Below are 12,306 nucleotides of genomic sequence, written 5' to 3' on the forward strand. Positions count from 1 at the left end.
AGCAAGCAGTCCTATTCTTTCGTTGGCGGCTCGCAGGATTTCAACGCGGTCAGTGCATAGGCGGTAACCAGGTTCGGGTCCCCCTCCATCCAGCGGCTCGATTTGGAGTTTACCCAGCTTCCGTTCGCCTGCTGCTGGGCGAACAGGTGCTCGGCCAGCTCTTTCCGCCAGTCGTGTTTCGCCTGACTGGCGTCCTCGACCTGATCGAGTTTCAACGTGCCGAGCGATTTCGCAAACAGGAAATAGTAGTAAAATAGGCCGTTCTGCCCCATACCGGGATTCTCGGAGACGGTGTAGTGCTTGCGGATCCAGGCCAGCGCCGCCGCGACCCGCTGGTCGTCAGGCGTCAAGCCGGCGTAAACCATGCTCTTGAGTCCCGCATACGTCATGCTGCCATACGACCGCAGCCCGCCTTCGGGAGTATTGCCCGACGGCGAGTTGCCGCCCGCCGCCGGCGTGTAGAAGAAGCCTCCGTCGTTCACAGTGTTCTTGCCGGGATTGAACTCGCTTTCGAGGTTCTGGCAGCGGGACAGGAAAATCAGCGCCTTCTTGACCGCCGGGTCATCCGAATTCGCCCCTGTCGCCTCCAGCGCCTCCAGAAAGAAGACAGTGTTCGAAAGATCCGGCCGGCCGCCGCTCGGTCCGTAACCGATGCCGCCATAGCTGGCGTCGCCCGGCTCGGTCTTCTTGGACTCGTCGAACTGCAGGCCGCGCAGGAAGTTCTCGCCGGCGGCGATCGCCTTGTCGTACTTGCCGGAAGCATTCGCGGCCTGCAGCGTCGTGAGCGCAATCGCTGTTTCGTAGCCGGGAATCCGGCTATCTGCCGCGGAAATCCGCCCATCCGGCTGCAGCAGGCCGGCCAGCAGGTCGAGCGCCTTCGCCAGCGCCGGATCGGTCCGCGCTACTCCCGAGTCAAGCAGCGCCTGCGCAACCAGCGCCGTGATTCCTGTGGCGTTCGGGGCCGTCCAGCCGCCGTCGTCCCGTTGAGCGGTTCGCAGATACGTGATGGCTTTTTGTCGGACCTTGGCCAGCTTCTGCGGGTCCGGGCCGAGTGGCTCGTCGGCGGCCATCAGAGCGGGAACGTGGAATCCAAGAAGACACATTCCGCCAAGAAACAATCGGAACATTGCGAGAGTCCTTGCGAGATAAGCGGGGTCGGTCTCCGCCTGAGCAGCAGATTGTGTGCCCGAGCATTTCGTGCTGCCAATTGTGTCGAACTGCAACCATTACCACTCAGTGGCGACGAAAAACTCACCGGCGCCGGCGAAAGAATCGCCGCGCATCGGAGGACGGGGCATATCGCAGCCACGATCACTCAACCGCCGTTCCATTCCGTCAGACTCCCACCTCCGCCGGCCCGCCGTCGAGAGCCTCCAGCACGCGGTCAAGCTCGGCCTGCAGTGTCGCCAGCTTCTCCGTCGCGCCATCCAGTGTTTCGTTGCGGCCCTGGGCTTCCAGCGCCAGGGCCGCTGTGACGAGCGGTTCAGCTCCAAAGTAGGAGGCCGAACCTTTCAGCGTGTGTGCCGACCGCCTCAGCAGTTTGAAGTCGCCAGCCTCGATCGCACGGCGGATCTCGGCGAGCAGGGTCGGGGACTGCGATTTCAACAGACCCACGAACTCCTGCAGCACTTGAGGGTCGCTGCCGAGATGCTCCCGGGCGACATCCCAGTCAACCGCGGGAGGCGGACTGCCGCCATTTGCCGGAGGCGAGGATCGCGGGATCGGCGAACGGCTCGCAGCGGCCGCGGGAACGGTCGGTGTCGGCGACGCACCGGGAGGCGGTACGAGCGTCGGCAGGCAGAGAGCGGGAAAACGTTCGACGGCGCGGTACATCTCGCCGGGGACGATTGGCTTCGCGACGTAGTCATCCATGCCGGCGGCAAGGCAGCGCTCGCGGTCACCCTTCAGCGCCTCGGCGGTCATCGCCACAATCGGAATGTGACCGCCCGTCTGTTCCTCTCGTTTGCGGATGACGGCGGTCGCTTCGTAGCCGTCCATAACGGGCATCTGCATGTCCATCAGCACGACGTCGAAATCCTGCTCATAGAGAGTCGCCACCGCTTCGGCGCCGTTTTCCGCGAAGACCACCTGATGGCCGCGGGAATGCAGCAAACCCATCGCCACGCGACGGTTGATTTCGTTGTCCTCGACCAGCAGTACGCGGCGCGGCTGGACTGCGGTGGACTTACCTTCCATCGACGCGGGCTTGAGGGTCGTGCCGACTTCGCCCCGTCCAAACTGACGCAGGATTTCGTTGAGCAGTTCCGACGCGATGACCGGCTTGGTCATGAAGCGGCAGATGCCATACTTTTGAAAGACATCCCCTTCGACCGGCGCGACTCCCGAGGAGATCATGATCATCGGGCACTTCCGACTCTCCAGGAGCCTCTGGACGCTCGTGGCAAACTCGAATCCATCTTCATCCGGCATATGGTGGTCGAGCAGGATCAGCCGGACGGGATGAGTCGACTCTTCCGCCTGCCGCAGCGCCTGCCTGGCGGCGCTCGCCGAATCCGCAAGGACCGGCTGCATCCGCCAGCGCTGCAGCATTTCGCTCAGGATCCGCAGATTCGTCGAGTTGTCGTCAACGACCAGCACCGGGATGTTCTGCAGCGAATCGAGCTCGGCGGGGCGGGGCAGATGCTGATCGGCGGCGATGCCGAACTCGGCGGTGAAGTGAATCGTCGTGCCGCGGTCGACTTCGCTTTCAAGCCACATGCGACCGTGCATCATTTCGACCAGTTGTCGCGAGATGGCCAGACCGAGCCCCGTGCCGCCGAACCGCCGCGTGGTCGACGACTCGGCCTGCACGAAGGGCCGGAACATCTGGGCCTGTTTGTCGTGGGGAATTCCGATCCCGGTGTCGCTGACGGAAACATGCAGCCGGACGGTCCCGGAAGTGATCTCCTCGGCTTCAAGATTCATGAAAACCTCGCCCGCCTCAGTGAACTTCACGGCGTTGCCGAGGAGATTGACCAGCACCTGCTGGATTCGTCCGGGATCGCCGCACAGGTGATCGGGGACCTCCGGCGCCACGCGGCACGCGAGCTCCAGCCCCTTTTCCGCGGCGCGGAGCATCAGCATCTGCGAAGCCCGAGCGACGCATTCGGAGATCCGGAATTCGACGCATTCCAGTTCCAGCCGGCCCGCTTCGATTTTGGAAAAATCGAGAATGTCATTGAGCAGCCGCAGCAGGACGTGAGCCGACTCGGTAATCGTCGCCAGGTAATCGCGCTGATGCGAACGCAACTCCGTCTGAGACAGCAACTGAGCCATACCGATGATGCCGTTCATGGGGGTGCGGATCTCATGGCTCATATTGGCCATGAACGAGCTCTTCGCACGACTGGCCGATTCCGCGGACTCCTTCGCCTGTCGCATGGCTTCCAGAGACTTGACCTGATCCGTGATATCCAGAACGCCGCACATGACGGCCTGACCGTCGTCGGTTTCGACCGGACTGAGGCTGACTTTGATCGGAAACTCGGCCCCGTCCTTTCGTACCCCGTACAAGTCGAGCTGCGGCCCCATGGCGCGCTGCACCGGCGCTTGAAAGTATTGCCTGCGGTGAGCGGGGTGTCCGGACCGAAACCGCTCGGGCACGAGCATCTCGATCTGCTGCCCGATCAGTTCTGCCGCCGCAAAGCCGAAGAGCGTCTGGCTGCGCGAATTGGCCATCAGAATGCGACCGTCCTCGTGCACCATCATCAAGGCCGCGGGAGAAGCCTCGACGGCTCTCCGAAATCGTTCGCGCAGCAGGTGCTCCTCCGTCACATCGGTGATCGATCCGGCGGCGCGCGTCGGCCGACCGTCGGCGTCCCAGATCGCCTGGCCGCGCGCGCGAAACCAGCGATACTGGCCCGAACTCGATCGCAACCGGTATTGCACGTCGTACGGCTTGCGATACTTTAGATGAGCGTCGATCTCCCGCAGCACCCAGTCGTGGTCGTCCGGATGGAGGATCGATTCAAAGGACGCGAAGACGTCGGGAAAGTCGTCGTCCGCATGCCCGATCAGCTCCTTCATCCGCGGCGAGTAGTAGACTTCGCCGGTGAGAATGTTCCAGTCCCACAAGCCGTCGGTCGATCCGAGTACCGCCAGTTCAAATCGCTCTTCTGAAGCGCGGAGCTGCGCCGTCCGTTCGTCGACGAGGCTCTGCAGAAGATCTTTCAGTCGTCGCTGCTCCGCCGCCGATTGCTGAATCCAGTAGCAAAGGGCCGCCGTGAGCCAGATGGCGCTGAGCGCCAGCAGCCGATTGGCCAGCAAGGTCCAGGGGTGCGGGGGACCGGGCGGCGAAAGCGCATAACCCAGGATTGTCAGCCCAGTGATGGCGGCCGCGGTGATCCAGAGCCAGTTCGCCTCGTGCAGGAAATAGACCGCCCAGATACCCGCGAGATAGAACAACGAGATTTCGATCCCCAGCGGCGTCAGCAGATCCGCGGCGAAAACGAAGGCGATGGCGCCAATCGCGGCCGCGCAAGCTGTTCGACGGCGAGTCGTCTCTGTAACCATGGCGTCGGCTCCCGGATCAGAGAAACGCAACAGCCCCTTTTCAGAGAAACAATCAACGGCCCCAGTCTATCAGATTCTGAGGAGCTGAGCGTGAAGGCCCCGTCGAGTCGCCATATTGTGGCATTGGCTGGTGTCAGGGGCCGGAGCGAACTCCGAAGTGACCCCGCGCCTTGATGACCTCGGCGACCGCATTCGGCACCATCGTCTCCCAGTCGGAATCCCCGCCGGCGATCTTCTGCAGCACGTCGCGCGAGAAGATCGACAGGTACTGATCCTGAAAGTTGCTGAGCTGTTCGATACAGCCGCGCTCGACCAGGTATTCGTAAAGCTTTCGCAGATTCGGAGCCACTTCCAGATTCTGCACCGCGGTCAGTTCGCCGGTCGCCGGATCCAGCAGCGGATAGATATAGAGCTTCAGATCATTCTTGAACAACCGCCCGAACGACTCCAGAATGCCCCCTTCCAGACGCGTGTACCATTTCTCGTCAAACAGCTCGCGCAAGCTCGCCGCGCCCATCGTGAGCCCGATCCGCTTCTTCGTGTAACGCGACAGGTACGCCGCCAGCCGGTAGTACTCGAAGTAATTCGAAATCAGCACGGTCATGCCGACGGCCGCCAGCAGGTCCACACGCGCCAGAAAGTCCGCGTAGTCCACTTCGCCTCCCCCGGCAAGCAGATTGTTCATCGTAATTTCGGTGAACTGGACCACTTCCTCCGGATTCACGCCGGGCTCCTGCGAGAACATGTCGTAGGCGCACCGGAGCATGTCGATGTTCACATGCGTGACCGGGCGAAAGCTCCCGCGCTCGACGAGAATCGATTTCTTGTAGAGAACTTCCGACGGCTGCAGCATCGTGCCGTCGGCGGCGAACATCGCCGCATTGCTCAGTCCGAGCTGGACGAGTTTCAGACTCATCACGCGATTGTCGACATGACGGAACGCGATCCCCGAAAACTCGATCATGTCGATTTCGAGCCGCTGGACGCCCAGATGATCCAGCAGCGATTCCAGCAGCCGGTCCGGCTCGTCGGCCAGGTAGAACGCGCCATACAGCAGATTGACGCCCACGATCCCCAGCGCCTCCTGCTGCAGCGCATTATCGGTGTCGAGCATGCGGACGTGCAGAATCATCTGGCTGAACTGGTCCCGCGGATACGCCTGAAACCGGACTCCCATCCAGCCGTGACATTCGTTGGTCCCTTTGTAATTCCTCGCCGAGACGGTATCTGCAAAGGCAAAGAACGACGTCTTATCCCCGCGGGCCGCATGCAGTTGCGAGAGCGTCTGGTCGTACTCGCAGTCGAGCATGCTCTCCAGCCGCTGCCGGCAGACGTACCGCTCGCACTTGCCGTAATACGCGTCGCTCACTGTCATGTCGTAGGCGGAAATGCTCTTGGCAATGGTCCCCGCCGCTCCGCCGACCCGGAAGAACCAGCGGACAACCTCCTGTCCGGCCCCGATCTCCGCAAACGTCCCGTACCACCGCGCATCGAGATTGATCCGCAGCGCCTTGTCGCGCGTTTCCAGAGGACGGGGTTGCGGCTCAAGGGCGAGTGTAGCCACTGTGTGCTCCTCCAGTCCCGGATGTTGACGCATGCAGTTCTGACAGTCTGCCCTGCTAAGCCTGCTTCATTGCCGCCTGAGCTTCGCGCAGCGCCCGGTTCTGGTCCGCGAGCGCCTGCTCAAGCTTCACGATCCGCTCGCCGGCCCGCACGCGCACGTGCAGCTCGTCGCCGTCGAACGGCTTGCTGACAAAGTCGTCAGCTCCCGCCTCCATCCCCTCGACGAGATCGTTCTTCTGCGACCGCGCGGTCAGCAGAATCGTGTAAACGTAGCCGGGCTTCGCCGAAGCGCGAATCCGCCGGATCAGTTCCGTCCCGTCCAGTTCCGGCATCATCCAGTCGCTGATGACGATCTGAAACTCATTCTGTTCGAAGAGCCGCCACGCCTCGGCGCCGTTCATCGCGATCGTCACCTCGTATCCCCATTTCTGAAGATAGCCCTGCAGGAGACGGCGTGAAACGAGATCGTCGTCCGCAATCAAGACCTTCATTCACATCCTCCCCGAGGCCCGCGACTTGCGCCCTGTCATGATCGCTCCCTCGCACAGCGCACACTCGGGATGATCGTTACGGACGCAGGAGGCATTGTAGACCTCGTTCGGCCACAGGAGAATGTCCGCCCCTCCCGTAAAAGCGTCTTCCGGGCGTTTCGAACAACTACGCATCGGTCTCTGATCCGGCTTCAGCCCCGCGATTCGAGGATTCGCAGAATTCCTCGGAGAGACGCCTGCGCCCTGGTGGGGCGGAGATTCAGCTCGTTTGCCAGTTCACAAACGGCCCTCTCCAGCAGGAAGACATCGAGCAGCGTCCGAATCTCTTCGGCACTCTGAGTGGCGAACGCGGCATTTCCAACGGCCTTCAGATACGCCGCCAGGTACAGCGCACTGACCCAGCTTGACCAGTAGCCAGCCCACTCCTCAAAGACTGGCAGCTCTTCTTTCAGAATGATGCCCGTCATCCGGCTCAGCAGAACCGACTGACTGGCGTAGTCGAACGAACGGATCATTCCTGCCACGTCGCGCAACGGCGAACGCTTGATGCGCCGTTCGCTCAGTCGGTGGGACGGCTCCCCTTCGAAGTCGAGAATCACAAAGTCCTTCCCGGTGAACAGCACCTGTCCCAGGTGATAGTCGCCGTGGCACCGGATCCGCGATCCGCTCAGCTTGCGGCCGACAATGCTCCGCAGCCGATCCACCAGCGCCTGCTCGGCCTGCAGCAGCTCCTTCGCATCGTTTTGAGCTTCCTCGGGGAGTTCTTTCAACTTATTGCGGAGCGTGCGTAGCGTCTTCCGGGCCAGTCCCCGCATCCCCTGATAAACCGATCGCTGATACAATTCTGAGAACGGTTCCGGCGCGAAATCGGGCTTCTCGGACGACGATGCGAGCGCCAGATGCAACTCCGCCGTCCGCTGACCGAGCAGCGCGGCCGACTCCAGATAGGAATCGCAGAGCTCCCGCGCCAGCGGTGGGACGGTCTCGCACGTCGCCGTGAAAGTCTCCTGACGCGGCATGTCGGATGCCGCCGGTCGCTCGGCCCGGCGAGTCGTCAGCACGCGGTCGAAGAACCGATTGACATAGTCGAGCGTGTAGCTCCAGGCGTCTCCCTCGTTCTGCACAAACGCCTGCAGAATTCCCACCGTCGACGGTTGGCCGGTCGCGTCGATGTACTCCACAGAACCGGCGAGCCGCGGCGAATGGGGGAAGGGCGCCGTCTCCGTCAGGAACCGACCGATCTCCAGATCCGGATTCAGGCCGACGTCCAGCCGGCGAAACATCTTCAGCAGCAGTCGATCGCCGTAGAGAATCGTGCTGTTGCTCTGCTCCGACTTGAGCGCCCGCACGGCCAGATGATCCTCGGCCGGGCCGCGCAGCGACCGGTAGGACCGCAGCGGATGACCGGCAAGTTTTCCGACGCGCCCCGGGGCCTTGCGGCGTCCGCCGATCAGGTCCAGCATCAGTTGCCCGAGTCCTTCCTCGCCGAAGGCGTCATACAGCAGCCCCGAAATCGCCTCCTTTCCGGCAGTCACTTCCAGAGACGCCAGAATCGCCGGCGAATTGTCGCCGCGGAGCTGCGCTGCCTGCACTCCGGTGGCGAAGCCGATCGGCAACAGATACGTTTCCGGCGAATCGTTGACGTAGTCGATCTGCACGAAGACCAGATTGACCTGCGCCGGCATCGCCTGGCTTTCCAGCGGGACCACATCGGCAATCGTCGCACTGCGGATCGACCTGTCTGCCCCCGAGAACCAGCGGCGTTTGACGAGCCAGCCGGGCAGCATTTTCGCCAGGGACTCCCGCCCCCTGGAATCCAGCACGTGCTGCCACCTGTCTTTCGCCCGCAGGACCGGGAGCTCCTCCGCAGTCTGTACGACGGCGGTCGGCGGTTCGGTGTCCGCCAGCGACGGCTCCCGGCACTGCTGAATCGAGAACCAGTAGAAGCTGTATGGCCCGAGCGTCAGCAGGTACGGCAGCTCGCCGATCCGCGGAAACGGCGTCTGCCCGAACAGCTCCGTGGGAGTGCAGCCGCGAAACTCGGACAGATCCAGTTCGACAAACTGCGAAAACCGGGACAGGTTCGCGACGACCAGAATGGTCTGATGGTCCAGCGCACGGAGATACGCCAGGACGCGATTGTTCTCCGGCAGAAGAAACTGCAGTGTTCCGCGCGCAAAGACGGCCGACTGCTGCCGCATCGCAATCAATCGCTTCATCCACCAGAAGAGCGAAAACGGATTTCGCTGCTGCGTCTCCACGTTGACGGCTTCGTAGTGGTACTCGTGGTCGATAATCACGGGCAGATACATCTGCTGCGGATTGCCGCCCGAGAACCCCGCGTTCCGATCGGGGCTCCACTGCATCGGAGTCCGGACTCCGTTGCGATCGCCCAGATAGATATTGTCCCCCATGCCGATTTCGTCGCCGTAATAAATCACCGGCGTCCCCGGCAGTGACATCAGAATCGAGTTCAGCAGCTCGATCTGTCGGCGATTGCCCCCCAGCAACGGCGCCAGCCGGCGCCGGATCCCCATGTTGATCCTCGCCTGCGGGTTGTGAGCATAGACGCTGTACATGTAGTCCCGCTCCTCGTCGGTGACCATCTCCAGCGTCAACTCATCATGATTTCTCAGAAACATGAACCACTGGCAGACATCCGGGATCTCCGGCGTCTGCAGCATGATGTCGATGATCGGAAAGCGGTCTTCCATCTGGACCGCCATGAACATCCGCGGCATCACCGGAAAATGAAACGCCGCGTGGCATTCGTCCCCGTCGCCGAAGTACGCCACGGCGTCTTCCGGCCACTGATTGGCCTCCGCCAGCAACATCCGATCGGGATAGTGCTGATCGACGTACGCCCGGATTTCTTTGAGGATGGCGTGCGTTCCGGGCAAGTTCTCGCAGTTCGTTCCGTCGCGCTCGCACAGGTACGGCACCGCATCCAGCCGCAGGCCGTCGACCCCCATCGACAGCCAGTGATTGAGCACCTGGTACACCTCCCGCATGACGTCGGGATTCTCAAAATTCAAATCGGGCTGATGACTGTAGAAGCGGTGCCAGTAGTAGGCGTCGGCGACCGGATCCCAGCTCCAGTTCGAGTGCTCGAAGTCTTTGAAGATGATCCGGGCGTCCTTGTACTTCTCCGGCGAATCGCTCCAGACGTAGAAGTCGCGGTGGCGACTGCCGGGCTTGCTCCGCCGGGCGCGCTGGAACCAGGGATGCTGATCCGACGTGTGGTTCAGCACGAGTTCGACAATCACTTTCAACCCGCGGTCATGGGCCGCCCGCAGAAACGCTTTGAAGTCCTGCAGCGTGCCATAACTGGGATTGATGCTCGTATAGTCGGCGATGTCGTAGCCGTCGTCCCGCAACGGCGACGGAAAGAATGGCAGCAGCCAGATCGCGGTCGCCCCCAGATCCTGGATGTAATCCAGTTTGCTCGTCAGCCCGCGAAAATCGCCGACGCCGTCGGCCGTCGAATCGCAGAACGCGCGAACGTGGACCTGGTAGACGACGGCGTCCTTGTACCAGTGCAGATGGGGATCCTTCGCCAATTGGTCGTCTCCCGTCGCTTCGCCGATCCGTCGTTCGGGATGCTTTGAGTCTTCCCGGACAGAACCGCTGTTTCGAAAGTTGCATCGGCTCATTTCGCAAGCATCCGCCAACAGATGACAGACGCGTCGATCGAGTTTTGAACTCAGTCAGTATAGTCGTGACGACCAGTACGCACGCGCAAAAGACGCATTTCCTGCAGGCACCCGAATGTCCAGTCAATGGCCCGTCAGGGCATGTGCAGTCCAATGCCGTGCGGCCTGCTCCGCAGGGATGACCGCCGCCGGCATGACGACCTGCCGAATCAAATCCCGGGAATCCTCCGGCACGCATGACGTCGTCGCACGGCTCGGCTATTCTCAGCCTCAGGTCTCGACAACTCCCCCGGCGAAACTTCTTGTGGAGCCCCCGATGTCCCTGCATCCCCTGGCCGGCCAACCCGCCCCCCGCGACATGCTGATCGACGTCGCTCGACTCCTCGCCGAATACTCCGACCGATCCCCTGACCTGTCCGATCCGACGCAGCTTGTCAGCTTCGGCACCAGCGGCCACCGGGGGACGTCCCTCAACGGGTCATTCACCGAAGCTCACATCGCTGCCATTACCCAGGCGATCGTCGAATACCGCTCCGCCGCCGGGATCACGGGGCCGCTCTATCTCGGCAAGGACACGCACGCCCTCTCCGGACCGGCCCAGTCCACCGCCCTGGAAGTCCTCGCCGCCAACGGCGTGGAGACGGTTTTCCAAGCCGACGATGGTTTTACGCCGACGCCAGTCATCTCGCATGCCATCCTGGGACACAACCGCGGTCGGACGACGGGCCTGGCGGATGGAATCGTCATCACGCCGTCTCACAATCCTCCGGAAGATGGCGGCTTCAAGTACAACCCGACCAATGGCGGCCCCGCCGATACCGATATCACCCAGAAGGTTCAGGACCGCGCCAACGAGATTCTGCGTGGCGGAAATTCGGCGGTCAGGCGAATTCCTTATTCGGCGGCATTGCTGGCGTCCACATCGCACGCCCGCAATCTGGTGACCGGCTACGTCGAAGACCTCGGTTCCGTAGTCGACATGGATGCCATCCGCTCGGCCGGCCTCAAGCTGGGCGTCGACCCGCTCGGTGGCGCGTCACTGGAATACTGGCAACCGATCGCGGACCGCTACGGCCTCGACATCACCATCGTCAACGACCGCGTTGACCCCGCCTTCGGCTTTATGACTGTCGACCGCGACGGAAAAATCCGCATGGATTGCTCCAGCGAGTACGCCATGGCCGGGCTGGTCCGGCTCAAGGACCGGTTCGATATCGCCTTCGGCAACGACCCCGACGCCGACCGGCATGGCATCGTCACCCGTTCCGCCGGGCTGCTGAATCCGAATCACTATCTGGCCGTCGCGATCCGTTATCTCTTCACTCATCGTCCCGACTGGCCGCAGACAGCGGCCGTCGGCAAGACCCTCGTCAGCAGCGCCCTGATTGACCGGGTCGTCGCTTCGCTCGGCCGAACATTGTGCGAAGTCCCTGTCGGCTTCAAATGGTTCGTCGACGGCCTGTTCCAGGGCACGCTGGGCTTCGGCGGCGAAGAGAGCGCCGGCGCCAGCTTTCTACGTCGCGACGGTGGCGTCTGGTCCACCGACAAGGACGGCCTGATCCTGGCTCTGCTCGCCGCGGAAATGACCGCCGTCACCGGCAAAGACCCCGGCCAGCATTTCCGGGAAATCGCAGCGCAATTCGGCGAACCCTGCTATACGCGCATCGACCAGCCTGCCACGCCGCAGCAGAAGTCGGTTCTCAAGAAGCTCTCTCCCGCAGCCGTCACCGCCGCCACGCTGGCCGGTGACCCCATCACGGCGAGGCTGACCAGCGCGCCGGGCAACGGCGCCGCCATCGGCGGACTGAAGGTCACATCCGACTTCGGCTGGTTCGCCGCCCGCCCTTCGGGAACGGAGAACATTTACAAAATCTACGCCGAGAGCTTCCGCGACGCCGCCCACCTGCACCGCATCGTGACCGAGGCCGCCGAAATCGTCACCGCGGCGCTGAATGCCTCGGTGTGACGCGGATCCAGAAAGGAAGAGTATTTCACCGCGGAGGCGCGGAGGACGCGGAGAAGAAATCCGGAGAGTGAAAAGTGAGTATTGAGTAGTGATAAGTGCAAAGTGAAGGAGAATGGAATTC

Annotated in this window: 7 protein-coding genes; 1 reads left to right on the top strand and 6 read right to left on the bottom strand. The window is 62.3% G+C overall.

Annotated elements, in window-relative coordinates; genetic code table 11:
* Positions 1–11: 11 nt before the first annotated feature.
* From SH412_RS08675 to treS, 6 genes are all read right to left on the bottom strand, one after another.
* Positions 12–1,127 carry a prenyltransferase/squalene oxidase repeat-containing protein gene (locus SH412_RS08675; RefSeq protein ID WP_336523112.1) on the bottom strand — a complete coding sequence of 372 codons (1,116 nt, stop codon included), beginning with the start codon at positions 1,125–1,127 and terminating at the stop codon, positions 12–14.
* 208 nt (positions 1,128–1,335) lie between these two features.
* Complete coding sequence (locus SH412_RS08680; protein ID WP_336523113.1) at positions 1,336–4,512, bottom strand: response regulator; 3,177 nt, start codon at positions 4,510–4,512, stop codon at positions 1,336–1,338.
* A 133-nt stretch (positions 4,513–4,645) separates the two neighbouring features.
* Positions 4,646–6,076 carry a hypothetical protein gene (locus SH412_RS08685; protein WP_336523114.1) on the bottom strand — a complete coding sequence of 477 codons (1,431 nt, stop codon included), beginning with the start codon at positions 6,074–6,076 and terminating at the stop codon, positions 4,646–4,648.
* Between the two features lie 55 nt (positions 6,077–6,131).
* Positions 6,132–6,566, bottom strand: a complete 435-nt coding sequence (locus SH412_RS08690) for a response regulator (RefSeq protein WP_336523115.1) — start codon at positions 6,564–6,566, stop codon at positions 6,132–6,134.
* Entirely contained in the window at positions 6,567–6,740 is a 174-nt protein-coding gene (locus SH412_RS08695; RefSeq protein WP_336523116.1) for a hypothetical protein, read from the bottom strand.
* A gap of 17 nt (positions 6,741–6,757) precedes the next feature.
* Positions 6,758–10,219, bottom strand: a complete 3,462-nt coding sequence (treS, locus tag SH412_RS08700; protein WP_336523117.1) for a maltose alpha-D-glucosyltransferase — start codon at positions 10,217–10,219, stop codon at positions 6,758–6,760.
* 316 nt (positions 10,220–10,535) lie between these two features.
* On the opposite strand from treS, the gene pgm reads away from it, so the two are divergent.
* Complete coding sequence (gene pgm / locus SH412_RS08705; protein ID WP_336523118.1) at positions 10,536–12,185, top strand: phosphoglucomutase (alpha-D-glucose-1,6-bisphosphate-dependent); 1,650 nt, start codon at positions 10,536–10,538, stop codon at positions 12,183–12,185.
* The last annotated feature ends 121 nt before the right edge of the window (positions 12,186–12,306 follow it).

Origin of the sequence: Planctellipticum variicoloris, assembly GCF_030622045.1 — a bacterium.
GTDB classification, from domain to species: Bacteria; Planctomycetota; Planctomycetia; order Planctomycetales; family Planctomycetaceae; genus Planctellipticum; species Planctellipticum variicoloris.